The sequence below is a fragment of the Kitasatospora sp. NPDC091207 genome, assembly GCF_044768625.1.
In the GTDB taxonomy this organism is placed as follows: domain Bacteria; phylum Actinomycetota; class Actinomycetes; order Streptomycetales; family Streptomycetaceae; genus Kitasatospora.
Genome location: NZ_JBIVVS010000037.1, coordinates 18,100 through 40,513, shown reverse-complemented (window position 1 = coordinate 40,513; position 22,414 = coordinate 18,100). Strand labels below are relative to the sequence as shown.

The 22,414-nt window shown below is 74.0% G+C and carries 24 protein-coding genes; 17 read left to right on the top strand and 7 right to left on the bottom strand.

Annotation, left to right across the window (positions count from 1 at the left end; genetic code table 11):
* The first annotated feature begins 143 nt into the window (after window positions 1-143).
* From ACIQTO_RS35485 to ACIQTO_RS35465, 5 genes are all read left to right on the top strand, one after another.
* Entirely contained in the window at window positions 144-860 is a 717-nt protein-coding gene (locus ACIQTO_RS35485) for a DUF2993 domain-containing protein (RefSeq protein ID WP_402397135.1), read from the top strand.
* A 279-nt stretch (window positions 861-1,139) separates the two neighbouring features.
* On the top strand, window positions 1,140-1,220 hold the full coding sequence (locus tag ACIQTO_RS35480; protein ID WP_350517234.1) for an Ms5788A family Cys-rich leader peptide: 81 nt from the start codon (window positions 1,140-1,142) through the stop codon (window positions 1,218-1,220).
* 221 nt (window positions 1,221-1,441) lie between these two features.
* Window positions 1,442-2,275, top strand: a complete 834-nt coding sequence (locus ACIQTO_RS35475; protein ID WP_402397133.1) for a sulfurtransferase — start codon at window positions 1,442-1,444, stop codon at window positions 2,273-2,275.
* Between the two features lie 38 nt (window positions 2,276-2,313).
* Window positions 2,314-2,604, top strand: coding sequence for a DUF1416 domain-containing protein (locus ACIQTO_RS35470; RefSeq protein WP_093861460.1), 291 nt, complete (start codon window positions 2,314-2,316; stop codon window positions 2,602-2,604).
* A gap of 91 nt (window positions 2,605-2,695) precedes the next feature.
* The gene (locus ACIQTO_RS35465; RefSeq protein WP_402397131.1) at window positions 2,696-2,995 is read left to right on the top strand and encodes a DUF3099 domain-containing protein; all 300 of its coding nucleotides are present in this window, start codon (window positions 2,696-2,698) and stop codon (window positions 2,993-2,995) included.
* Here the strand turns inward: ACIQTO_RS35465 and ACIQTO_RS35460 are convergent.
* A complete protein-coding gene (locus ACIQTO_RS35460; protein ID WP_402397129.1) occupies window positions 2,992-3,435 on the bottom strand; it encodes a DsrE family protein in 444 nt (147 codons plus the stop codon). The two genes, ACIQTO_RS35465 and ACIQTO_RS35460, sit on opposite strands and share 4 nt — an antisense overlap.
* Before the next feature lie 287 nt (window positions 3,436-3,722).
* Between ACIQTO_RS35460 and ACIQTO_RS35455 the strand changes: the two genes are divergently transcribed.
* The 3 genes from ACIQTO_RS35455 (at window position 3,723) to ACIQTO_RS35445 (ending at window position 5,919) form a co-directional block, all read left to right on the top strand.
* Window positions 3,723-4,325 carry an FABP family protein gene (locus ACIQTO_RS35455; RefSeq protein ID WP_402397127.1) on the top strand — a complete coding sequence of 201 codons (603 nt, stop codon included), beginning with the start codon at window positions 3,723-3,725 and terminating at the stop codon, window positions 4,323-4,325.
* A gap of 156 nt (window positions 4,326-4,481) precedes the next feature.
* Window positions 4,482-4,946 (top strand): Fur family transcriptional regulator, encoded by a 465-nt coding sequence (locus ACIQTO_RS35450; RefSeq protein ID WP_402397124.1) that lies wholly within the window; start codon window positions 4,482-4,484, stop codon window positions 4,944-4,946.
* Window positions 4,947-4,956: 10 nt separating this feature from the next.
* Window positions 4,957-5,919, top strand: a complete 963-nt coding sequence (locus tag ACIQTO_RS35445) for a YgfZ/GcvT domain-containing protein (RefSeq protein WP_402397122.1) — start codon at window positions 4,957-4,959, stop codon at window positions 5,917-5,919.
* Between the two features lie 27 nt (window positions 5,920-5,946).
* On the opposite strand, the gene dtd is transcribed toward ACIQTO_RS35445, so the two are convergent.
* Window positions 5,947-6,426, bottom strand: a complete 480-nt coding sequence (gene dtd / locus ACIQTO_RS35440) for a D-aminoacyl-tRNA deacylase (protein WP_402397119.1) — start codon at window positions 6,424-6,426, stop codon at window positions 5,947-5,949.
* Window positions 6,427-6,905: 479 nt separating this feature from the next.
* Between dtd and ACIQTO_RS35435 the strand changes: the two genes are divergently transcribed.
* From ACIQTO_RS35435 to ACIQTO_RS35425, 3 genes are all read left to right on the top strand, one after another.
* Complete coding sequence (locus ACIQTO_RS35435) at window positions 6,906-7,526, top strand: ABC transporter substrate-binding protein (RefSeq protein WP_402397117.1); 621 nt, start codon at window positions 6,906-6,908, stop codon at window positions 7,524-7,526.
* Window positions 7,527-7,600: 74 nt separating this feature from the next.
* Window positions 7,601-8,560: an asparaginase gene (locus tag ACIQTO_RS35430; protein ID WP_402397114.1), complete on the top strand. Its 960-nt coding sequence runs from the start codon at window positions 7,601-7,603 to the stop codon at window positions 8,558-8,560.
* Window positions 8,561-8,646: 86 nt separating this feature from the next.
* Complete coding sequence (locus ACIQTO_RS35425) at window positions 8,647-8,862, top strand: dodecin (RefSeq protein WP_380575846.1); 216 nt, start codon at window positions 8,647-8,649, stop codon at window positions 8,860-8,862.
* Window positions 8,863-8,982: 120 nt separating this feature from the next.
* Here the strand turns inward: ACIQTO_RS35425 and ACIQTO_RS35420 are convergent, their stop codons facing one another.
* The 3 genes from ACIQTO_RS35420 to ACIQTO_RS35410 are packed head-to-tail and all read right to left on the bottom strand — an operon-like array spanning window position 8,983 to window position 11,896.
* Entirely contained in the window at window positions 8,983-9,804 is an 822-nt protein-coding gene (locus ACIQTO_RS35420; protein ID WP_402397111.1) for a heme ABC transporter ATP-binding protein, read from the bottom strand.
* Entirely contained in the window at window positions 9,801-10,868 is a 1,068-nt protein-coding gene (locus ACIQTO_RS35415) for a FecCD family ABC transporter permease (protein WP_402397109.1), read from the bottom strand. The genes ACIQTO_RS35420 and ACIQTO_RS35415 overlap by 4 nt, the downstream gene beginning before the upstream one ends.
* Window positions 10,865-11,896, bottom strand: a complete 1,032-nt coding sequence (locus tag ACIQTO_RS35410) for a hemin ABC transporter substrate-binding protein (protein WP_402397107.1) — start codon at window positions 11,894-11,896, stop codon at window positions 10,865-10,867. The genes ACIQTO_RS35415 and ACIQTO_RS35410 overlap by 4 nt, the downstream gene beginning before the upstream one ends.
* Before the next feature lie 162 nt (window positions 11,897-12,058).
* On the opposite strand from ACIQTO_RS35410, the gene ACIQTO_RS35405 reads away from it, so the two are divergent.
* Both ACIQTO_RS35405 and ACIQTO_RS35400 read left to right on the top strand, forming a co-directional pair.
* Window positions 12,059-13,564 (top strand): HtaA domain-containing protein, encoded by a 1,506-nt coding sequence (locus tag ACIQTO_RS35405; RefSeq protein ID WP_402397203.1) that lies wholly within the window; start codon window positions 12,059-12,061, stop codon window positions 13,562-13,564.
* A gap of 40 nt (window positions 13,565-13,604) precedes the next feature.
* Window positions 13,605-15,299 carry an HtaA domain-containing protein gene (locus tag ACIQTO_RS35400; protein WP_402397104.1) on the top strand — a complete coding sequence of 565 codons (1,695 nt, stop codon included), beginning with the start codon at window positions 13,605-13,607 and terminating at the stop codon, window positions 15,297-15,299.
* A 117-nt stretch (window positions 15,300-15,416) separates the two neighbouring features.
* Here the strand turns inward: ACIQTO_RS35400 and ACIQTO_RS35395 are convergent, their stop codons facing one another.
* Both ACIQTO_RS35395 and ACIQTO_RS35390 read right to left on the bottom strand, forming a co-directional pair.
* Window positions 15,417-16,088: a heme oxygenase (biliverdin-producing) gene (locus ACIQTO_RS35395; RefSeq protein ID WP_402397102.1), complete on the bottom strand. Its 672-nt coding sequence runs from the start codon at window positions 16,086-16,088 to the stop codon at window positions 15,417-15,419.
* A 252-nt stretch (window positions 16,089-16,340) separates the two neighbouring features.
* A complete protein-coding gene (locus tag ACIQTO_RS35390) occupies window positions 16,341-16,832 on the bottom strand; it encodes an inorganic diphosphatase (protein ID WP_329492202.1) in 492 nt (163 codons plus the stop codon).
* A gap of 76 nt (window positions 16,833-16,908) precedes the next feature.
* Here ACIQTO_RS35390 and dacB point away from each other — a divergent pair, with 76 nt between their 5' ends.
* The 4 genes from dacB (at window position 16,909) to hpt (ending at window position 22,359) form a co-directional block, all read left to right on the top strand.
* Window positions 16,909-18,606 carry a D-alanyl-D-alanine carboxypeptidase/D-alanyl-D-alanine-endopeptidase gene (gene dacB, locus ACIQTO_RS35385; protein ID WP_402397100.1) on the top strand — a complete coding sequence of 566 codons (1,698 nt, stop codon included), beginning with the start codon at window positions 16,909-16,911 and terminating at the stop codon, window positions 18,604-18,606.
* Between the two features lie 183 nt (window positions 18,607-18,789).
* Window positions 18,790-19,968: a zinc-dependent metalloprotease gene (locus ACIQTO_RS35380; protein WP_402397097.1), complete on the top strand. Its 1,179-nt coding sequence runs from the start codon at window positions 18,790-18,792 to the stop codon at window positions 19,966-19,968.
* Window positions 19,969-20,605: 637 nt separating this feature from the next.
* Complete coding sequence (gene tilS / locus ACIQTO_RS35375) at window positions 20,606-21,733, top strand: tRNA lysidine(34) synthetase TilS (protein WP_402397095.1); 1,128 nt, start codon at window positions 20,606-20,608, stop codon at window positions 21,731-21,733.
* A 71-nt stretch (window positions 21,734-21,804) separates the two neighbouring features.
* Entirely contained in the window at window positions 21,805-22,359 is a 555-nt protein-coding gene (gene hpt / locus ACIQTO_RS35370; protein WP_049654051.1) for a hypoxanthine phosphoribosyltransferase, read from the top strand.
* Window positions 22,360-22,414: the final 55 nt, after the last annotated feature.

Genomic DNA, 22,414 nt, shown 5'->3' with positions numbered 1-22,414 from the left:
GCGGTCCCGGTGCTGGACGCCCGGTCGGGGCACGCGCGGGGCCCGGAACGGACGGGACCGATGAGGACCGATGAGGACCGATGAGGACCGGGCAAGAGCACGACGCGTACGACCACAGCGGCAGGCGACGACGGGGGAGAGCGATGCGCGGTTGGCTGAAGACGACGATCGGCCTGGTGGTGCTTTCCGGCCTCCTGGTGGGCGCCGACCGGATCGCCGTGGGCCTGGCCGAGGACCAGGTCGCCGAGCAGCTGGTGAAGAGCGGCCGGATGAGCCAGCGGCCGGACGTGTCGATCGGCGACGTCCCGTTCCTCACCGACCTGCTGTCGAAGGAGGTGGGCGACCTCCGGATCTCGGCCGACGGGCTGACCGTCGGTGACGGCACCCACCAGGTGGCGCTGCACTCCTTCAAGGCCCGGCTGTCCGGCGTCGCGGTGAGCAACAGCCTGACGAGCGCCAGGGTGGCCAAGGGCAGCGGCAGCGGCCTGATCTCCTACCCGGACCTCGCCCAGCTGCTGCCGCCCGCGTCCCAGATGGTGCCCAGCGCCGGCCGGCTGCCGGTGGGTGCCAACACCCGGCTGAGCCTGTCGTACGGCGGTCCGGGGAAGATCAAGGCGGCGCTGGGCCCGCTCGCGGTCGGTGAGGGTTCGGTGCACAGCCAGGGCAACACCGTCACGGCGGACGGGTTCCAGCTCAGCGGGGTGGCCGCGATGCTGGCAGGCCTGACCGACCAGAAGGTCGATCCGGTCAGTTTCACCCTCGACCAGGTGCCGGCCGGGCTGAAGCTGTCCGGGGTGACGCCGCAGGAGGAGGGCCTCCAGCTGTCCTTCCAGGGCGACGGGGTGACCCTGATCGGCTGATCCCCGGTGCCGGGGGTCCGGGGGCGGTCCACCGGCGCCGTGCCCGGCGCCCCGCATCGCGGCTGCCCCCGCCTGTTCCGCTCCGCGAGACGCGCTGTCCAGCGCCGACCGCGGAGCGGTGTGCTTTCCCCTCCTCGGGGTCCCGGTGGGGAGCTCTCGACGGCCGTTGGCCGGTTCCCACCCACCATGAGATCGTCAAATCTCGCTATATGAGCAATCTGGTCTCACCATTCGATACGCTGGTGACAGCGGGCACCCCGTGTCCCTAGCATCGTCGGCATGAAGCGACAGACGGACCTCACGAAGCGGCGGGCGGTAGACCTGTGCCGCGTGGCCGCCTGTCTGTGTCGAATGCGCTAACTCGGCGTCTTTGCAGGGCAGTTCCTGCCCGCAGCCGATTCTCCCGGTGACCTGGCCCGGTATCTGATGCCGGCCGTCCCCGCTGCACACCGCAGACCTCCGCTCGGAACAGCGCGCCATCCTCGTTCGTCCCATTATTCGGACATCGATTCGGAACGGCCGTCGAAGAGCACCCCGCAGCAGCACCTTCCGCAAACCGCCCTCGGATGGAGAACATCACCATGAGCCGCAGCGACGTCCTGGTCGACGCCGACTGGGTCCAGGCCCGCCTGGACGACCCGAAGGTTGTCATCGTCGAGGTCGACGAGGACACCTCCGCCTACGACAAGAACCACATCCGCAACGCCGTCCGGATCGACTGGAAGTCCGACCTCCAGGACCCGGTCCGCCGCGACTTCATCGACCAGGCCGGCTTCGAGGCGCTGCTCAGCGCCAAGGGCATCGCCAACGACGACATCGTCGTCCTCTACGGCGGCAACAACAACTGGTTCGCCTCGTACGCCTACTGGTACTTCAAGCTGTACGGCCACGGCGATGTCCGCCTGCTGGACGGCGGCCGCAAGAAGTGGGAGCTGGACTCCCGCGACCTGGTCTCCGAGGTGCCGGCCCGCGCCGCGACCGAGTACCGGGCGCAGGCCGTCGACTCCTCGATCCGCGCCTTCCGCGACGACGTGCTCGCCGCGATCGGCAACCTCAACCTGGTCGACGTCCGCTCGCCCGACGAGTTCTCCGGCAAGCTGCTCGCCCCGGCCCACCTCCCGCAGGAGCAGTCGCAGCGTCCCGGCCACGTGCCGAGCGCCCGCAACATCCCGTGGGCGAAGAACGCCAACGACGACGGCACCTTCAAGAGCGACGACGAGCTCAAGGCCCTGTACGAGGCCGAGGGCATCGACCTGGCGAAGGACACCATCGCCTACTGCCGCATCGGTGAGCGCTCCGCGCTCACCTGGTTCGTGCTGCACGAGCTGCTCGGCCAGGAGAACGTCAAGAACTACGACGGCTCGTGGACCGAGTACGGCAGCCTGGTCGGCGTGCCGATCGAGCTCGGCAACTGAGCCACCGGCTCAACCCGTAAGTCAGAAGGAGACAAGACATGTGCGGTGCGAAGGCCGGCGGCCCGGACCTGGCAGGAGTTGACGTGGCGAACGAGACGATCATCCAGGGTTCCGTGACCCGAGACGGCGAGCCGGTCAACGGCTACGTCCGACTGCTCGACGAGGGCGGCGAGTTCACGGCCGAGGTGCCCACCTCGGCGACCGGCCAGTTCCGGTTCTTCGCCCGTCCGGGCAAGTGGACCCTGCGCGCGCTGGTCCCGGGCCAGACCGTGGACCGCCAGGTGGTCGCCTCCCAGGGCAACCTGACCGAGGTCGCCATCGCGGTCTGAGCGCTCTGACGCGCCGGATCCGACGCGATCGGCCGGATCCGACACCGAGGGCCCCCGCTTCCGCGGGGGCCCTCGGTCGTACCGTGGAGGCGTGCAGGGAAGCCGGCGGCATCGCTACTACTTCGCCATGATGGGCGTCTGCCTGGGGCTGTTCGTCCTGGCCTGGGGCGTCGTCCGGTTCTGGTCCGTCCCGGCCGCGATCGGCATGTGCCTGTTCGCGATGGTCATCCCCCCGGCCGCCGCGGTCTTCGCCAACAAGCGGGACCCGGAGGACGACTGGTGGAACGACCCGCGGTGGGACGACCCGCACTGGGACGACCCCGGACACGACCGGGACCGCCCCGACCGGGACGACGGTCCGAAGCGGCCCCCGGGGCCGGGCAGCGGCTAGTAGACGAGGGCCTGCACGCCGTCGGCCATGATCTCGCTGACGAAGACCTGCGCGCCCGCGATCCGGACACCCTCGACGGTGTCCTTCTGCTCGATCCCGCGCCGGACGGCGCACTGGGTGCAGAGGGTGACGGTGCCGGCCGCCAGGATTGACTCCAGCAGGTCCGGCAGCGGCGCCGCGTGCGGCAGCTCGAACTCCGCCGCCCGCCCCGGCAGGGCGAACCAGGACGACTCGCCGGTCAGCCAGAGTGAGACCTCGACCCCACTGGCGACGGCCACCGCCGCCACCGTGAAGGCCTGCGAGCAGCGCTCCGGCGCGTCCGCCCCGGCGGTGACCTTGATGACGAGCTTCTTCGCGTTCGGAGACGCGTTCGGAGACGCGTTCGGAGACGCGTTCGGAGACGCGTTCGGCGATGCGTTGGACGATGCGTTGGACGACATGCCGCCACCCTAGATCCCGGCGAAATGCCGACGTGGTGGGGCTCACCGAGACCCGTCGTCACCCGGCGGATAGAGTGAGCGCCAGCAAAATCCACCACACTGTCGCCGCCCTGGGAGCCCCCCGTGTCCGGTCTGGAAATCTTCTTCGACGGTCTGCTGGCCCTCATGGCCGTGCTGATCACCTGGTTCGCCATCTTCTCGGTGATGAAGCTGTACCAGGGCCAGCGCTGAGTCGGCTGCCGTACGGTTGAAGCTGCCCCACATCGTCGACGACAGCGACCAGGAACATGATCGAAATCCCCTCTGACCTCCACCAGGACGTCGTCCCGCTCGCCTTCCTCCTCGGCACCTGGGAGGGCGCGGGCGTCTACGCGCCGCTGCCCGCTGAGGAGGCCGCCGGCGCGGAGAAGTGCAACTTCGGCCAGGAGATCATCTTCCGGCACGACGGCCGGCCCTTCCTGGAGTTCCGCTCCCGCACCTGGGTGCTGGACAGCGAGGGCGAGAAGATCCGCCCGCTGGAGAACGAGCACGCGTTCTGGCGCATCACCAGCAACCAGCACGGCACCAGCGGTGCCCGCGGCATCGAGATCTCCTCCGTCCGCGACGACGGCACCGTGGAGATCTGGTACGGCGAGCTGGCCGACGGCAAGCCGCAGATCGACGTCTCCACCGACGCGGTGGCCCGCATCGAGGGCTCGCCGGAGTACTCGGGCGGCAAGCGTCTCTTCGGCTTCGTCAACGAGGAGCTGCTCTGGGTCGGCGAGAAGGCCGCCCCGAACGTGCCGCTGCGCCCGTACATGTCGGCGCAGCTGAAGAAGGTGCTCAGCCCGGCTCAGTTGATCAAGGACATCAACGACCTGCCGGACGACGGCATCGCGTTCTTCCGCTGAGCGCAGCCTCCCGCTGAGCCCGGCCTCCCGCCGGGCGCGGCCTTCCGTCGGGCGCGGCCGTCGTCGCGCCCGGCTCACCGCGCATGGGGTGGGGACCGGTCGGGGGCCGGTCCCTACACTTGCGGCAGGACCCCCGACCTTGGCAGGGACAGCACCGTGGCGGACACCGGCACCACCGACTGGCAGCTCTCCGGCGACTGGAAGGCCGACCTGCGTGAGCGCGGCTACCGCCTCACGCCCCAGCGCCAGCTCGTGCTGGAGGCGGTCGACGCGCTCGACCACGCGACGCCCGACGACATCCTCGGCCACGTCCGCCGGACGGCCAGCGGCATCAACATCTCCACCGTCTACCGGACCCTGGAGCTGCTGGAGGAGCTCGGCCTGGTGTCGCACGCGCACCTCGGCCACGGCGCCCCGACGTACCACCTGGCCGGCCGTCACCACCATCTGCACCTGGTCTGCCGGGACTGCGAGAAGGTCACCGAGACCGGGACCGAGATCGCCCGGCCGTTGATCGACAGCCTGCGCGAGCAGCACGGTTTCGACACCGATCTCAAGCATTTCGCCATCTTCGGCCGCTGCGCCGACTGCAGCGCCAAGCTCGCCGAGGACCGGTCGTAAGCTGGCCGGTATGAAGAGCCCGCTGCTTGCGCTGCCCGGTGCCGTCCCCGCCGAGGGAACCGACGAGGGCGTGGCCGCCCACTACGGCGACATCTTCCGCGAGCAACGCGACCTCGCCCGGGGTACGGGCTTCGTGGACCTCTCGCACCGGGGCGTCGTCACCGTCACGGGCTCCGACCGGCTGGCCTGGCTGCACCTGCTGCTCACCCAGCACGTCAGCGAGCTGCCCGTCCAGCAGGCCACCGAGGCGTTGGTGCTCTCCGCGAACGGACACGTCGAGCACGCCCTCTACCTGGTCGACGACGGCACCACCACCTGGGCGCACGTCGAGCCGGGCACCCAGCAGGCGCTGGTCGGCTACCTGGAGAGCATGAAGTTCTTCTACCGGGTGGAGGTCGCCGACGCGACCGCCGACTACGCGGTGGTCCACCTGCCGGCCGGCTCCACCGCCTCGGCGGACGGCGCCTCGGCGGTGCGCGAGCTGTCGTACGGGCGGGACCTCTTCCTGCCGCGGGCCGAGCTGGAGACGCTGACCGGGGGGTACGGCCCGGCGGCCGGGATCTGGGCGTACGAGGCGCTGCGGATCGAGGGCCACCGGCCCCGGCTCGGGTTCGAGACCGACCACCGGACCATCCCGCACGAGGTGGACTGGCTGACCACCGCCGTCCACCTGCAGAAGGGCTGCTACCGGGGGCAGGAGACCGTCGCCCGGGTGCACAACCTGGGGCGGCCGCCGCGCCGGCTGGTCTTCCTGCACCTGGACGGCACCGAGGAGGTGCTGCCCCCGCACGGCACGGAGGTCCGGCTCGCCGCGGACCCGGACGGCCGGGCGCTGGGCTTCGTGACCTCCTCGGCGCGCCACCACGAGCTGGGGCCGATCGCGCTGGCGATCGTCAAGCGGAACGTCCCGGTGGACGCGGTGCTGCTGGCCGGGACGGTGCCGGGAACGCAGGACGTGATCGTCCCGCAGTAGGCGGGGCGGGCCGGACCGGCCGCCGGGTCAGACCTCGACCAGGACGGTGAACGGTCCGTCGTTCACCAGGGCGACCCGCATGTCCGCGCCGAACCGGCCGGTCTCGACCTTGGCGCCCAGCGCGCGCAGTTGGGTGACCACCTCGTCCACCAGCGGCTCGGCGACCGGGCCGGGGGCGGCCGCGTTCCAGGTGGGGCGGCGGCCCTTGCGGGCGTCCCCGTAGAGGGTGAACTGGCTGATCACCAGGAGTGGTGCGCCGAGGTCCGAGCAGGACAGCTCGACGGCGTTCCCGTCGCCGCCCTGCTCGCCCTCCCCGTCGGCCGCCGGGGAGGGCGCCTCCAGCAGCCGCAGCGTCCAGAGCTTGCGGGCCAGCTGGGCCGCCTTGGCGGGGGTGTCCTCGTGGGTGACGCCGACCAGGACGCAGAGTCCGGGCCCCTCGATCGCGCCGACGGTCTCGCCGGCCACCGTCACGCTGGCCTCGGTCACTCGCTGCACCACTGCTCGCATGCGGCCATTGTGCCGGAGCCGGCCGCGCGCCTTCGCGGCCCCCTGGGGGGCGTGTATGTGGTCGGTGCGCGCCGGGTGGTGTGCGCCTGTGTGACCGGTGGTGCCGCTCCTGCTGCGAAAAGCCCCGGTCATATCAGCCACCCCCGTTCGCCAGGGGGCCGTTCGGGTGCACGGGCGGTGCACCGGCGGTGGGCGGGGTGGCACGCTGGGGGACGGTACGAGGGTCCGGGGCGCCAGAGGTCCGCCGCGCCGGGCCCGTTCGGCCGGGCGGTCGAGTCGGTAGGTCAGGCGTTCTGGTGGTGTCGCCCCGTGGGGTGGCACCGGCGGACGGCGGGAACCTTCGGGGGCGGTCGCGCGTGCCATCGGACGGGTGTGCGCGGTGGGTACGCGCGACGGCCCGCCGGGGGACGGGTCGGACCGGCGGCAGGCGACGGGGTGCCGCGAGCGGGCGGGATCGGACGACGGCAGGTGGTTGGTTGATGGACGCGAGCAGCGCGGCACGGGACCGGTCGGGGCGGATGCCCGAGGAGCCGGAGCCGGCGGGGGGCCCCTCCGGCCCGGCGGCGGGTACGGACGGTTGGCCCGATCTGGAGGGGTTGGGCCTGGATCAGCTGCGGACCCTGCGCCGGGAGACCTTGGAGCAGGAGGCGGACCTCTCCTACCTGCGGCGCCTGCTGCACGGGCGGATGGACATCCTGCGGGCCGAGCTCGACCGCCGGCCGGGCGCGCTCCGGGTGGCGGCGGGGGGTGAGAGCCCGGCGGGCGGCGCCCTGCTGGACCGGTTGCCGGCCATCCTCACCGACGCGCCGTCGACGGTGCGCCGGTCCGCCCGGCACGTCACCCTGGGGCCGCCCCGGGGCCAGCAGTCCCAGCTGGAGGCCGACGCCCTGATGGGTGACGTCCAACTGGCCGACCTGGCCGCGCATCCGCCCGAGGAGCTGCTGGCGGCGCTGGAGCTGCTGCGGGCGCACGAGCGCGAGGTGTCCGGCCGCCGGCAACTGCTGCTGCGGACGGCGGACGGCTGCAGCGCCGAGATCACCCGCAGGTACCGTGATGGGGAAGCGCGGGTCGACGACCTGCTCACGGGCGGCCCGCTCTGACCGGGTGAGGTGTCCGGGGCGGGCGGGCGGTCCGGCTCGCCCCCGGCCCACCCTCACCCCGGAAGGCTTCCGCCATGTCCCACTCCGTCGCCCTGCCCGTGCTCGCCGAGGTCATACGCTCCGGCTTCACCGAGGGCCGGCACCACGGGTCGTTGGTCCTGCTCGCCGCCGACGGCTCGGTGGAGTTCGCGCTGGGCAGCCCCGACGCGCCGGTCTTCCCGCGGTCGTGCGCCAAGCCGTTCCAGGCGGTGGCCACCCTGCGGGCGGGCCTGGCGATCGAGGGCGAGCTGCTGGCGCTGGCGGCCTCCAGCCACTCCGCCGAAACGTTTCACCGGGACGGCGTACGACGGATCCTGGGCGCCGCCGGGCTGGACGAGTCGGCCCTGCGGACCCCGGCGGACCTGCCGCTCGACGAGACCGAGGCCGAGCTGTACCTGAAGGCCGGCGGCGAGCGCGCGCCGATCCTGATGGACTGCTCCGGCAAGCACGCCGGCTGGCTGGCCGCCTGCGTCGCCAACGGCTGGCCCACGGAGACCTACCTGGACCCGGCGCACCCCGTCCAGCTGCTCGCCCGCGAGGCCCTGGAGGAGGCCACCGGCGAGCCGGCGGCGCACGCCGGGGTGGACGGCTGCGGCGCGCCGCTGCTGGCCGTCAGCCTGACCGGCCTGGCCCGCGGCTACCGGGCGCTGCTGCGCGCCGAGCCGGGTACGCCGCAGCGCCGGGTGGCCGACGCCATGCGCGCGCACCCCGAGTACGTGGCCGGCACCCGCCGGCCCGACACCTGGCTGATGCGGGCGGTGCCGGGCGCGCTGTCCAAGATGGGCGCCGAGGCCGTACAGGTCGTGGCGCTGCCGGACGGCCGGGCGCTCGCCTTCAAGATCGACGACGGTGCCGAGCGGGCCCGCGGGCCGGTCCTGGCGGCCGCGCTGCGCCGGCTCGGTGTGACGACGGCGGACGGCACGGTCGAGCGGATCGCGGCCGCGCCGCTGCTCGGTGGCGGGGTGCCGGTGGGCGAGGTACGGGCGGCCTTCTGAGGCCCGCCCGGCGGGTGCCGGAGTGCGGACCGACCGGGGGCGGTGCACGGTGGACGGGGGCCGTCGCAGAGCTGAGGGAGTCCGTCATGAGCGAGCACGTGTACCGGGTGACCGAGATCGTCGGGTCCTCGACCGAGAGCATCGACGCCGCCATCCGCAACGGGGTGGAGCGGGCCTCCCGGACGCTGCGCAACCTCGACTGGTTCGAGGTGACGCAGGTCCGGGGCCATCTCGCGGACGGCCGGATCAAGCACTACCAGGTCGGTCTGAAGGTCGGTTTCCGGCTCGACGACGAGGCCTGACCGGCGTCGCGCGCCGCCGGTCAGGCCTCCTGCCCGCCGTACGTCCGGGCTCCCGGCACGCCCCGGCACGCCCCGGCACGCCCCGGCACGGCCCGGCCGGCCCCGGCGTCCTGCCGGGGCTCAGCGGTCGCGCTCCGGCAGGATCAGCGGGACGCCCGTGCGCGGGTGCGCCAGCACCTCGACCGGGTGTCCGTAGACCTCGCTGAGCAGTGGCGCCCGCAGCACCTCGGCCACCGGCCCGTCCGCGACCGTCGCACCGGCGGTCAGCAGCACCACCCGGTCCGCGTAGGCCGCCGCCAGCGAGAGGTCGTGCAGCACGACCACCACGCCGTCCCCGGCGGCGGCCCGGGCCCGGGCGACCCGCAGCACCAGCTCCTGGTGGCGCAGGTCGAGGGCGGCGGTGGGCTCGTCGAGCAGCAGCAGCGCGGTCCGCTGGGCCAGCACCCGGGCCAGCGCCACCCGGGCCCGCTCGCCGCCGGAGAGCGCGGTGAACGGGCGCCCGGCGAAGGCGGCGCACTCGGTCGCGGCCATCGCCTCGGCGACCACCGCGTCGTCCTCGGCGGCGGCCGCCGTACCGGCCCAGGGGGCGCGGCCCATCCGGACCACCTCGGCCGCGGGGAACGGGAAGGAGAGGGCGGCCGACTGCGGCAGCAGCGCGCGGTGCCGGGCGAGTTCGGCGGGCCGGTAGCCGGCCAGCGGGCGGTCGAGCAGCCGGACCTCGCCGGCGGTCGGCGCGAGGTCGCCGGCCAGCACGGAGAGCAGGGTGGACTTGCCGGCGCCGTTCGGCCCGAGCAGGGCGACCACCTCGCCGGCCGCCACCCGGACGTCCGCGCCGGCCAGCAGCTCGCGCCCGCCGACCGTCAGCCGGACGGCCCCGGCGGTGAGCAGCTCGGTGCCTGCGGCGGGGTGTCCGGGCACCTCGGGTCGGGTCCGCAGCCTCATGCCCAGCCTCCCTGCTTGGTCCTGGTGCGACGCAGCAGCCAGAAGAAGAACGGGCTGCCGATCAGCGCGGTGAGGACACCGAGCGGCAGTTCGGCGGGCGCGGCCAGGGTGCGGGCGGCGAGGTCGCCGGCGACCAGCACGAGCGCGCCGCCGAGGGCGGAGGCGGGCAGCAGGAACCGGTGGCCCGGTCCGGCCACCATCCGCAGCAGGTGCGGGACGACCAGGCCGACGAAGCCGATGATGCCGCTGACCGCGACGGCGGCGGCGGTCAGCAGGGCGACCAGGGTGATCAGCACCAGGCGCATCCGCTCGACGTCCACACCGAGGTGGCGGGCCGGCCGCTCGCCGAGCGCCAGCAGGTCCAACTGGCGTGCGTATCGGGGGGCGAGGGCCAGGCCGACGAGTGCGAACGGCAGGACGGCCAGCACCTTGCCCCAGGTGGCCTGGGAGAGCGAGCCGAGCTGCCAGAAGGTGACCTGGCTGATCGCGGCGGAGTCGGCGGTGAACAGGAAGAGGCCGATCAGCGCTCCGCAGAAGGCGTTCACCGCGACGCCGGTGAGGATCAGCGTGACCACCTCGGTGCGGCCGCCGGAGCGGGACATCGCGTACACCGCGAAGACCGTCAGCAGACCGGTGACGAAGGCGAAGGCGGTGATGGTCCAGGTGCCGAGGGCGTCCAGGCCGAGCACGATGCAGCCGACCGCGCCGACCGCGCCGCCGGAGGAGACGCCGATCACGGCGGGCTCGGCCAGCGGGTTGCCGAACACGCCCTGCATCAGCGCGCCCGCGCAGCCGAGCGAGCCGCCGACCAGCAGCGCGAGCACCACCCGGGGGAGGCGGACGTTCCAGAGCACCGACTCGGGGACCCGGTCCAGCGCGTGCCCGCCGAGGCCGAGCCGGTGGGCGAAGGAGGCGAGGATGTCGCCGAGCGGGATGCGGTAGGCGCCGGTCCCGGCCGCGAGCAGGGCGCAGAGCAGCAGGGCGGCGGCCAGGCCGGCGGTGATCACCGCGGTGCGCCGCGCGCCGGGCAGCGCGAGGGTCTTCTTCCGTACGGCGGTGGTCACTTGGCGGCCGCCGGGTAGAGCTGGTCGGCGATCTCGCGGAGCACCTGCGGGGTGCGCGGGCCGTAGCTGAGCAGCTGGCCGTCCTCGATCGAGACGACCCGGCGGTCCAGGCCGGCCGGGGTCTGGGCGACGCCGGGCAGCTTGAGCAGGCCGTCCACGCCGCCGACCGAGTCCAGGCCCTTGCTCATCACCAGGATCGCGTCGGGCGCCGCCTTGACCAGGGCCTCGCTGGTGAGCGGGGTGAAGTCGCCGGTGAGTCCGGCGGTCTTGCCGGCGTCCTCACCGCCGACGGCCTCGATCAGCGAGGTGGCGCCGGAGGCCGGGCCGCCCAGGAGGAAGACGGAGGCGCTGCCGCGCAGGTAGAGGAAGGCGACCTTGGGGTGGCGGTCGGCGGTGGGCAGCGCGGCCCGCGCCTCGGTGATCCGCTGCCCGGTGCGCTCCTTCAGCTGCCGGCCGGCGTCGGGGACGCCGAGGCCGGCGGCGAGGGTGTCGATCCGGGGGCCGATGTCGGCGAGCTGCTTGGCGTCGTCCAGGACGATCAACGGGACGCCGGCCGCGCGGATCTGGGCGATCGCCTCGGCCGGGCCGGTGGAGCGGTCGGCGAGGACGACGGTCGGGTGCAGCGAGAGCACGCCCTCGGCGGAGACGTCGTGCGCCTGGGTGATCACCGGCAGCGCGGCGGCCTGCTGGAAGGTGGTGGAGACGTCCCGGGCGACCACCTTGGGGCCGAGGCCGAGACTGAACACGATCTCGGCGAGGCTCCCGTTGAGCGGGATGATCCGGTCGGTGCTGGTCACGGTGACCTGGTGGCCGTCGGCGGAGGCGGTGGTGGCCGGCAGTCGGGGCGCGGGCTCCCCGGGCAAGGGCTCCACGGCGTCCGGGGCACGTGGGGCGGCGGCCTTGGCGGCGGCTCCGCCGGCGCCGGTGCCCGAGCCGCAGGCGGTCAGCGCGAGCAGCAGACCGAGGGCCACCAGCAGCAGGAGAGGGCCGCGGGCTCCTCGGGTTCGGATCGTGCCGCTGCTCAACATGCTTCCCTTCGCTGGGAGTTGTCGCCGCCGACGGCGGAGGGCCGGGGTGGCCGGCGGGACTCTTGACTCATATATTAGGTTAGCCTTACCTGAGTTTCGCAAGGGGGTCGCTGCTGCGCCGACCTCTCCCCCCGTTGTGCCGAGGAGTGATCCGCCGTGCCCCTGCCCAGACGGCTCCGTCGCCTGGCCGCCACTCTGGTGGCCACCCTCGCCGCTCTCCTGACGGTGGCGCTGCTGCCGGCCCAGGCGGTGGCGGCGGAGGGCAAGGTGTCCGGCGGCCGGCTGGACTGGGGGATCAAACAGTCCTTCCTGACGTACGTCACCGGCCCGATCGCCAAGGGGAACTGGGCACTGACCGGGGGCGCCGCCACGGTCGCCGGGAGCACCTTCCGGTTCCACTCGGCCACCGGTGCGTACGACCCGGCGACCGGCGCGCTGAGCGCCGCGTTCTCCGGCGGGGTCCGGTTCACCGGGCACCAGGAGAACGGCGGCAACGCCCTCGATCTGAGCATCGGCCGGCTGACCTTCCGGGCCGCCGCCGGCGGCGGTGCCGGGCTGTACGCGGACGTCAGCAGCAAGGCCAAGGACACCGGCCAGGTCAGCAGCGTGAGCCAGGCGAAGCTGGCCGACCTCTCGCTGGCCGGGGTGGACCTGCGCGGCGCGGCCGGCACCCTGGCGCTCAGCAACGTGCCCGCGACGCTGACCGATGCCGGGGCGAAGGCCTTCGGCAACTTCTACACCGCCGGGACGGCGCTGGACCCGGTCAGCCTCTCGGTCAACCTGCCGGCGGCGCAGCCGGCCCCGGCGGCCCCGTCGCCGACCGCGGCGGCGTCCACGCCGACCACCGTGCCCACCACCCGGCCGGCCGCGACGCCGGAGCAGCCGTCGGCCGCCCCGACGCCGCCCGCCGCCGGGGCCCCGGCCCGGACCGAGTTCGCCGACGGCGCGCTCGACTGGGGCGTGCGCCGGACCTTCCGCGACTACGTCACCGGCGCGATCGCCAAGGGCCGCTGGGAGCTCGGCGGCGGCGCGGCGGACGGCGGCGCGTTCTTCCGCTGGACCCCGGCCAAGGGCGGGTACGACCCGGGGGCCGGCACCCTCACCGCCTCCTTCGGCGGCAGCGTCCGGTTCACCGGCATGTCCGGCGGCGGTGCCTACGGGCTCGACCTCACCCTCGCCAACCCGGGGGTGACGGTGACCGACGGTCAGGGCCGGCTGGTCGCGGACGTCTCCGGCCGGACGCCGGACGGCGGTTCGCAGGCGCTGACCGGGGTCGAGCTGGCCGCCTTCGACGCGGCCGCACTGAAGCCCGAGGCGGGCCTACTGAAGGCCGTCGAACTCCCGCTCAGGCTCACCGAGGCGGGCGCCAAGGCCTTCGGCAACCTCTACCCGGCGGGCACCGAGATGGACCCGCTGAGCTTCGCCGTCGCCCTGGACCCGGCCGCCGCGCTCCCCCCGCTGCCCGACATCGGCAGCGCCGCGCCGGTCGCGCCCGGCCCGAGCCCCACCACGGCGCCCTCCGCCGCGCCCGTCGCCGCGTCGTCCTCCTCCTCGGACGGCGTCCCGGCGGTGGCGGTGGCCGGCGGCCTGCTGGCGGTCGCGCTGGCCGCCACCGCCGTCGTGCTCACCCGGCGCAGGCGCCGTGCCACCCCCACCGACGCGGCCTGACGTCGGTCCCCTTCCCTCGCTCACCGAACGGAGTCCCACCATGTCCCGCAGTTCCGCCACGCCCGCCGGCCGTCGTAACCGCACCCGGCTGGCCGCCCTCGCCGCCGCCACGGCGGGTCTCGGCCTGACCGCCTTCGGAGCCCCCGCCCTGGCCTTCGGCGCGGGCGGGCCCGGCGGCGTCACGTACGACACCGGTGCGCTGGACTGGGGGGTCAAGGCCAGCTTCCGCGGCTACGTCACCGGGCCGGTCGGCCAGGGCGGCGTGGAGCTGACCGGCGGCGCCACCACCAACGCGGACGGCAGCTTCCACTTCGGTCTGGCGAGCGCGACCTACGACCTCACCACGCACTCGCTCACCTCGGCCTTCACCGGCGGCGTCCGGTTCACCGCCCACCACGGCGCGCTGGACGTCGGCCTGAGCGACCTGAAGATCTCCACCTCCGGCACGACCGGCACGCTGACCGCCGACACCGCCTCCAAGGAGTCGATGGGCGCCACCGAGGTCACCCGCCGGGACGACGTGCCGCTGGTGACGTTCACCGTCGGCCGGGACACCACCACGGGCGTGCCGACGGCGGCCACGCTCACCGAGCAGGGGTCCAAGGCGTTCGCCGGCTTCTACCAGGGCGGGACGGCGATGGACCCGCTGGCGCTGCTGCTGAAGCAGAGCCCGGCCACGCCGTCGCCGACCGCCACGCCGTCGGCCACGCAGTCGCCGAGCGCCACCGCCTCGCCGTCCGCGACCGCGTCGCCCTCGGCGACCGGTTCGCCCTCCGCGACGCAGTCGCCGAGCGCCACCGGCTCCCCGTCGGCGACGCAGTCGCCGAGTGCCTCCGGTTCGCCGTCCGCCTCCTCCTCGGCCTCGCCCTCGGCGACCGGTTCGCCCTCGGCGACCGGTTCGCCCTCCGCGACCGGCAGCCCGTCGGCCACCGGTACGCCGTCCGCCACCGCCAAGCCGAGCGGCAACGGCGAACTCGCCGTCGTGAACGCCACCCTGGACTGGTCGGTCAAGGAGAGCTTCCGCACGTACCTGACGACGATGGCCAACGGCAAGGTGGAGTTCGGCGGCGGCGCCGCGGACTACCGCTTCGGCGGCGGCACCGGCAGCTACGACACCGCGACGCACGCGGTGTCGGCCGGCTTCAACGGCTCGGTCCGCTTCCTCGGCCACCCGGAGGGCGGCGGCTACCAGCTGGACACCACCCTCGCCAAGTTCGGCCTGAAGATCGACAAGGACGGCGCCTACCTGACCGCCGACGTCAACGCGAAGTCCCGGGACGGGAAGGGCGACACCGCGCTCTCCGGTGTCCGGATCGCCAAGCTGGACCTCTCCGGGGCGAGCTTCGCCCCGGTCAACGGCGTGGTGACGCTCTCCGGCGTCCCGGCCACCCTGACCGCGGAGGGCGTGCCCGCGTTCGGCAGCTACCCGGCGGGCGAGGTGCTCGACCCGGTCGCCATCGCGCTCGCCTTCGACAAGGGCGCCCAACTGCCGACCGGCCCGGCGGCGGGCACCGGCACCGGCACCGGCGTCAACGCCGGCACGGGCAGCGGCTCCGGCGGCGGCGCGGGCACGGCCGGTGGTGCCACGCTGACCACCGGTGGCGGCGCCTCGCTGGCCTCCACCGGCGCGGACACCCCGGTGGTGCCGCTGCTGGCCACCGCGGCCGGTCTGCTGCTGCTCGGCGGCAGCACCACGGTGCTGGTCCGCCGCCGCCGCGGCGCCGCGCAGGCCTGATCCGACGCCACGAGGCACCGGGCCCCCGCGAGCGGTTGCTCGCGGGGGCTCGGTGCCTCGTGGCGCGCTGTCAGGGCGGGAACGTCCCCTTGAAGGAACGTTCCAGCGCCGCCGCGGTCAGGCGCTGAGCGGGTAACGGCCGTCCAGGTCACGGAAGATCGCGCCGTTGAGCACGAACGCGCGCTTGCACTCCTCGACCACCCGGCGGCGCTCGATGTCGTCCAGCGCGAGCCCGGCGGCGTCCAGCTTGGCCCGGTAGTCGCGCTTGAAGGCGGCCGGGTTGTCGACCTCCTCGAAGACGTAGAACCGCACGCCGTCGCCCTTGCGCTCGAAGCCCCAGGTCTTCTCGGCGATGCCGCGGATGATCTGACCGCCCGACAGGTCGCCCAGGTAGCGGGTGTAGTGGTGCGCGATGTACCCGGCCGGCCACTCGGCCGCCAGCTCCTCCACCCGGGCCACATAGGCGGCGGTGGCGGGCAGCGGCGCCAGCCCCTCGCGCCAGCCGGGCCCGCGCAGGTGCTCCAGGTCGCGCTCGATGGCGGCGGTGCGCAGCAGGGCCCGGTCGATGAACGGTCCGGCCACCGGGTGGTCCGCCAGCTCGGCGGACCGGCCCTCCAGGGCCCGGTAGACGTACCAGAGCTGACCCGTGAGGTCGGTGTAGGCGTCTATCCCGAGCCGCCCTCCCAGGAGGTGGCTCATGAATGACGACTGCTCCGCGGCCTCGTGCTCCTCGCTGCTGGCGGTGCGGAGCACGGTGGAGAACGGGACGGGCTGCTCGGGCGTGGGCATGCGGCCTCCAGAGATCGGAATCGGCCCCGACTTTTTGGTTAGCCTAACCTAAGTCACCATCATGCCGACAGGGTGTCGGGAAAATCCGGCCCGGAACGGCGGGGGGCGGGTCCGGGTCCGGGGCGGGTCCGGGGCCGCGGAGCGGCTCCGGGAACGGCGAAGGCCGGGGCGCGCGGACAACTCCGCGCACCCCGGCCTTCGACTGCCCCGACCTACCTCGAACTGCCCTGAGAACGAGATCGGTACGAGGGCTCAGTGACCGCCCTGCTCCGCCAGTCGCTTGATCGACGCGGTGACCTCGGCCTCGGCCTCGGCGCGGCCGACCCAGTTGGCGCCCTCGACGGACTTGCCGGGCTCCAGGTCCTTGTAGACCTCGAAGAAGTGCTGGATCTCCAGACGGTCGAACTCCGACACGTGGTGGATGTCCTGCAGGTGCTCCCAGCGGGGGTCGGTCGCCGGGACGCAGAGCAGCTTGTCGTCGCCGCCGGCCTCGTCCGTCATCTTGAACATGCCGATGACGCGGCACTTGATCAGGCAACCGGGGAAGGTCGGCTCCTCAAGGATGACCAGGGCGTCCAGCGGGTCGCCGTCGTCCGCCAGGGTGCCCTCGACGTAGCCGTAGTCGGCCGGGTACCGGGTCGAGGTGAACAGCATCCGGTCAAGACGAAGACGGCCACTCTCGTGGTCGACCTCGTACTTGTTGCGCGAGCCCTTAGGGATTTCGATAAGGACGTCGAACTCCAACGGTTCCTCCAAGGTAGGGACTGACAGAATCCAAGTGTCTCCTACGGGAGCGGGTGCTCAGGAAAGGGGCCGGTCGGTGGGAGCAGGGGTCGGGGCGGGAGACCGCCGCAGGGGGACGGCCGCGGGGCTGTTCGGGGCGGCCCTGCTGGTCGCCGGCACGGTCCTGACCTCGGGCGGCGGCGCCTACGCCCAGCCCTCCCCCTCGCCCGGTGGGCACAGTGCGGGCCACGGCGAGGACGGGAAGCACGACGGCAAGGGCGGTGGCCGGGGCGACGGCCGGGACGACGGCCGCGGCGACGGCCGGGGGGACGACCGCGGCAGGGGCGCCGAGCCGGCCAGGAACCGGGCCGGCGACGCGGAGCCGACGGGCACCGGCGGGCCGGTCGGCCAGGCCGCCCCCGGGACCGGCACCACGCCCTCCAGCACGCCCCCCACCGCGCCCTCCGGCACACCCGCCGGCCCGCCCGCTAGCCCGGCCGCCGGACGCCCGGCCCCGCCCGCGGGGGCTGTCCTGGCCTCGGCCGAGGCCGGACCGGCCGCCGCCCTGCCCACCTCCCAGGGACTCCAGCAGGCGCTCGCCGCCGCGCTCGGCGACCGGAACCTGGGCACCGTCAGCTTCGCCGTCGCGGACGCCGCCGGTGGCCAACTCCTCTACGGCTCGGGGGAGAACACCCCCGCCACACCGGCCTCCACCACCAAGCTGGCGACCACCGTCGCGGCGCTCTCGCTGATCCCGGCCGACACGCGGTTGACCACCCGGGTCGTCAAGGGTGCGAACCCCGGCGAGATCACCCTCGTGGGTGGTGGTGATCCGACCCTCACCGCGCTGTCCCCCGACCAGGTGCAGATCGGCGGCCTGCCCGCCGACGCCGACACCGCTCCCGCCTCGCTGGACGCGCTGGCCCGGCAGACCGCCGCCGCCCTCAAGGCCGCCGGCACCACGACGGTCAAGCTGGACTACGACCTCTCGCTCTACGCGGGCAACCCGCAGCACAAGAACCACGACGCCGCCAACATCGCGCTGGTCACCCCGCTGATGGTGGACGAGGGCAAGGTCGACCCGAAGAGCCGCGAGGACGCGCCGGCCCGGGTGGCCGACCCGGCCTCCCAGGCCGCCGACGCCTTCGCCGCCCTGCTGAAGGCCCAGGGCGTCACCGTCGACGGCAAGGCCAAGCCCGCCGTCGCGCCCGCGGCCGCCACCGCGCCGGTCCTCGGCCGGGTGGACTCGCCGACCGTCGCCCGACTGGTCGAGCGACTGCTGACCACCTCCGACAACACCCTCGCCGAGGCGATCGCCCGTCAGGCCGCGCTCGCCGCGCACCAGCCGGCCAGCTTCGAGGGTGCCGCCACCGCCGTCACCCAGGAACTCGCCCGGCTCGGCGTGCCGATGACCGGAGTGGTCCTGGGCGACGGCAGCGGGCTGTACCCGGGCAACGCGATCCCGCCGGCCGTCCTGGTCCAGTTGCTCGCGCTGGCCGCCTCGGACCAGCACCCGACGCTGCGTCCGGTCCTCACCGGGCTGCCGATCGCCGGCTTCACCGGCACCCTCGGCAAGCGCTTCGGCGCCGGTTCCGGCTCCGCCGAGGCGGCCGGCCTGGTCCGCGCCAAGACCGGCAGCCTGAGCGGCGTCAACACCCTGGCCGGCGCGGTGGTGGACGCCGAGGGCCGGCTGCTCACCTTCGCCCTGATGACGAAGACCACCGCGTCCGCCGACACCGCCCGCGCCGCGATGGACCGTGTGGTGGCCAAGCTGGCCGGCTGCGGCTGCCACTGAGCCGGCCGCCGGGTGGCGTCCGGGCCGATCCCCGTGTGCCGACGGAGGGTTCGGCTCCGCACGGCCGGCTCCCCGGCGCCCCGCCGTCCGCTTGTCCATCCGGTTGTCCTTCCGTGTGGCCGTCCGGCAGGACGTGGGCACCCGTGGCTCCCCCCGATGGGCCGGAGCACGTACGGTGAGGGCATGACGAGCGCGAGCGGCGGTGCTGACATGGTCGACTGGAATCTCGCGGTCGCGACCGCGACCAGGCTGGTACGGCCGGGGCCCGAGGTGAGCCGCGCGGAGGCGGCGTCCGTGGTCGGCGAGCTGCGCCGGCACGCCCTGGAAGCGGAGGAGCACGTCAGGGCGTTCACCGGGATGCGCTCCAGCAGCCTCGGCGCGGCCGCCGCGACCCCGGTGCTGATCGTGGACCGCCCCGGCTGGGTACGGGCCAACGTCGCGGGTTTCCGCACCGTGGTCCAGCCCCTGGTGGAGAAGCTCCAGGCCCGCCGGGCCGGCAGCACCGCCGCCGGCGTCTTCGGCGCGGTGGGGGAGAAGGCCACCGGCATCGAGGTCGGCGCCCTGCTGGCCTTCCTGGCGACCAAGGTGCTGGGCCAGTACGAGACGTTCGCCCCGGCCGAGCCCTCGCTGGAGGCGCCGGACAGTCCGGCCGCGCTGTTCGACAAGCCCCGGCTGGGCCCCGAGGGCCCCGGTCCGGGCCGACTGCTGCTGGTGGCGCCGAACATCGTGCACGTCGAGCGGGAGCTGGACGTCAACCCGGCCGACTTCCGGCTCTGGGTCTGCCTGCACGAGGAGACCCACCGCACCCAGTTCACCGCGGTGCCGTGGCTGCGCGACCACATCCAGTCCGAGGTGCAGTCGTTCCTGGCCGAGACGGACGTCGACCCGGGCGCGCTGCTGGACCGGCTGCGGGACGCGGCCGGCACGCTCGGCGGCGGCCTGCCGGGCCTCGGCGGCCGGGGCGGGACGGCGAGCTCGACCGGCCTGCTGGAGATCGTCCAGTCGCCCTCCCAGCGGGAGATCCTCGGCCGGCTGACGGCCGTGATGTCGCTGCTGGAGGGCCACGCGGACGTGGTGATGGACGGCGTGGGCCCGGCCGTGGTGCCCAGCGTGGCCGAGATCCGGGAGAAGTTCCAGCAGCGCCGGGACCGCGGCGCCAACCGGCTCGACCTGGTGCTGCGCCGGCTGCTCGGCATGGACGCCAAGCTCCGCCAGTACCAGGACGGCGCGGTCTTCGTGCGGGGCGTGGTGGAGCAGGTCGGGATGGAGGGCTTCAACCGGGTCTGGACGTCCCCGAACACCCTCCCGACCAAGGAGGAGATCCACGACCCGAGCGCCTGGGTGGCCCGCGTCGCGCGCTGAGGGGCGGTGTTGTCGCCCGCTCGCCTCCGGGCCGCTCGGCCCGGTGCCGACGGTCGGCGCTCCGACGCCGTTCGTTCCTCGCGGCGTCCTCGCTTCTTCCTTTCGGCACCGGCGCGGCCCTTCGGCTCGGGGCGGGAGTCGCCCGCTCGCCCGCTTGCGTCAAGGCTGCTCTCGTCCGGTGCCGACGGTCGGCGCTCCGACGCCGCTCGTTCCTCCCGGCGTCCTCGCTTGCCCTCCTTGCCCGCCATCGGGCAGGAGGGGCCCACCCTTTCGGCACCGGCGCGGCCCTTCGGCTCGGGGCGGGTTCCCGTACGCCCGCTCGCCTTCGCCTCGGGGCGGGTTCCGGGGTGCCGCTCCGGCCCGGTGCCGGGGGCCGGCGGGTGCCCCGGTCCGGCAAGGCGGTCGGCAGCGGTCAAAGCCGTTCGTACGAGTGGTCCAATCGTGCAAATGGCGGGTGAAGATACGTTTTTCCATTCACCCGTACGTGGGACGGTGGTCGTACCGGTGGCGCGGGTGGCGTAGTGGGTGCCTCCTTTCTGCCACCATCTGTGAGCGCCCGGTAACACGGTGCTCACAATCGCGCGGTCCCCGCCGCGCCCACCGCCGTCCTGTCCCCTCCGTCAAGGAGTCGTCCGTCGTGGGCCCACACCCCGCTGTCGCCGCGATACGCCTGGCCGTACGCCGCACGCTCACCGACCTCGCCGCCGAGGCCGGTACCACCTTCACCGCCCCCGGGCGCGAGCCCCGCGAGCGCCCGAGCGGGGCGCCGCTGGTCGGCGCCGCGGTCGGGACCACGCTGATCGGCAACGCGCACCGTCACCCGTCCGGGCTGCCGCGCACCCCGGCCGCGCCCGGGTCGCCGCTGGTCCTGGTCGCCGTCAGCGGTGGCGCCGATTCGATGGCGCTGGCCATCGCGGCCGCCTTCGAGGCCCCCAAGCTGGGTCTGCGGGTCGGTGCCGTCACCGTCGACCACGGCCTCCAGAGCGGCTCCGCCGACCGCGCGGCCCAGGTCGCCGAGCGGCTCCGCTCGCTCGGGCTCGACCCGGTCGAGGCCGTGCCGGTCCGGGTCGGTCGCGCCGGCGGCCCCGAGGCCGCCGCCCGGGACGCCCGCTACGCCGCCCTGGAGGCGGCCGCCGAGCGCCACGGCGCCGTGGCCGTCCTGCTCGGGCACACCCGCGACGACCAGGCGGAGACGGTGCTGCTGGGCCTGGCCCGCGGCTCCGGCGCCCGCTCGCTGGCCGGCATGCCGGCCCACAAGGGCCGCTACCGCCGCCCGCTGCTGGAGCTCGACCGGGCCGCCACCCGGCAGGCCTGTTCCGCCCAGGCGATCCCGGTCTGGGACGACCCGCACAACTGTGACCCCGCCTACACCCGCTCCCGGGTCCGCCACGAGGTGCTGCCGGTGCTGGAGAAGCATCTCGGCGGCGGTGTGGTCGAGGCGCTGGCCCGGACCGCCCGGCTGTTCCGCGACGACGCCGACGCGCTGGACCAGTGGGCCGCGCTCGCCGAGCGCGATCTCCGTACGGGCGAGGGGGCCCTGGACATCGCGAAGCTGGCCGAGCTGCCGCCCGCGGTGCGCCGCCGGGTGCTGCGCAGGGCCGCGCTGCGGGCGGGCTGTCCGGCCGGGGACCTCTTCGCGCGCCACCTCGAAACGATCGATCTGCTGGTCACCGGTTGGCGCGGCCAGGGGCCGCTGCACCTACCCGGGGGCGTCGAAGCCACCCGCAGGTGTGGCACGCTGGTCTTTCGGCGGCAGGGCGACTGACGGGCAGGCATGCTCCCGGGGCGCCGGGCCGCCGGCCATCCAGACCCCGAACGTTTGAGGACGTATCCCCGGTGGACCAGAACGACATGGGCGCTGACCTCGCGAAGGTGCTCATCAGCAAGGACGAGATCGACGCCAAGCTCCTGGAGCTGGCCGAGCGCATCGACCGGGACTACGCAGGCAAGGACCTGCTGATCGTCGGCGTCCTCAAGGGTGCCGTGATGGTCATGGCGGACCTCGCCCGCACCCTGCACTCGCAGGTGACCATGGACTGGATGGCCGTCTCCTCGTACGGGATGGGCACCAAGTCCTCCGGTGTGGTGCGGATCCTCAAGGACCTCGACACCGACATCGCCGGTCGTGACGTCCTGATCGTCGAGGACATCATCGACTCCGGGCTGACGCTGTCCTGGCTGCTGGGCAACCTGGGCTCGCGCGGCCCGGCCTCGCTGGAGGTCTGCGCCCTGCTGCGCAAGCCCGACGCGGCCAAGGTCGAGATCGACGTCAAGTACGTCGGGTTCGACATCCCCAACGAGTTCGTGGTCGGCTATGGCCTCGACTACGCGGAGAAGCTGCGCAACCTCCCCTTCATCGGCACCCTCGCGCCGCACGTCTACGGCGGCTGAGAGGGCTTCCGGGGCCCCGTTCGGGCTAGGGGCGGGAACAGTGGACCGTTCTCGC

Excerpts from the sequence above, each read along its gene's own strand:
- dtd (WP_402397119.1), bottom strand. The coding sequence starts at position 6,426 with ATGCGAGCAGTGGTGCAGCGAGTGACCGAGGCCAGCGTGACGGTGGCC.
- ACIQTO_RS35420 (WP_402397111.1), bottom strand. The coding sequence starts at position 9,804 with ATGAGGCTGCGGACCCGACCCGAGGTGCCCGGACACCCCGCCGCAGGC.
- ACIQTO_RS35455 (WP_402397127.1), top strand. The coding sequence starts at position 3,723 with ATGATCGAAATCCCCTCTGACCTCCACCAGGACGTCGTCCCGCTCGCC.
- ACIQTO_RS35460 (WP_402397129.1), bottom strand. The coding sequence starts at position 3,435 with ATGTCGTCCAACGCATCGTCCAACGCATCGCCGAACGCGTCTCCGAAC.
- ACIQTO_RS35470 (WP_093861460.1), top strand. The coding sequence starts at position 2,314 with ATGTGCGGTGCGAAGGCCGGCGGCCCGGACCTGGCAGGAGTTGACGTG.
- ACIQTO_RS35435 (WP_402397117.1), top strand. The coding sequence starts at position 6,906 with ATGGACGCGAGCAGCGCGGCACGGGACCGGTCGGGGCGGATGCCCGAG.
- ACIQTO_RS35380 (WP_402397097.1), top strand. The coding sequence starts at position 18,790 with ATGACGAGCGCGAGCGGCGGTGCTGACATGGTCGACTGGAATCTCGCG.
- ACIQTO_RS35400 (WP_402397104.1), top strand. The coding sequence starts at position 13,605 with ATGTCCCGCAGTTCCGCCACGCCCGCCGGCCGTCGTAACCGCACCCGG.
- ACIQTO_RS35445 (WP_402397122.1), top strand. The coding sequence starts at position 4,957 with ATGAAGAGCCCGCTGCTTGCGCTGCCCGGTGCCGTCCCCGCCGAGGGA.
- ACIQTO_RS35425 (WP_380575846.1), top strand. The coding sequence starts at position 8,647 with ATGAGCGAGCACGTGTACCGGGTGACCGAGATCGTCGGGTCCTCGACC.
- ACIQTO_RS35485 (WP_402397135.1), top strand. The coding sequence starts at position 144 with ATGCGCGGTTGGCTGAAGACGACGATCGGCCTGGTGGTGCTTTCCGGC.
- ACIQTO_RS35410 (WP_402397107.1), bottom strand. The coding sequence starts at position 11,896 with ATGTTGAGCAGCGGCACGATCCGAACCCGAGGAGCCCGCGGCCCTCTC.
- ACIQTO_RS35480 (WP_350517234.1), top strand. The coding sequence starts at position 1,140 with ATGAAGCGACAGACGGACCTCACGAAGCGGCGGGCGGTAGACCTGTGC.
- ACIQTO_RS35475 (WP_402397133.1), top strand. The coding sequence starts at position 1,442 with ATGAGCCGCAGCGACGTCCTGGTCGACGCCGACTGGGTCCAGGCCCGC.
- ACIQTO_RS35430 (WP_402397114.1), top strand. The coding sequence starts at position 7,601 with ATGTCCCACTCCGTCGCCCTGCCCGTGCTCGCCGAGGTCATACGCTCC.
- ACIQTO_RS35395 (WP_402397102.1), bottom strand. The coding sequence starts at position 16,088 with ATGCCCACGCCCGAGCAGCCCGTCCCGTTCTCCACCGTGCTCCGCACC.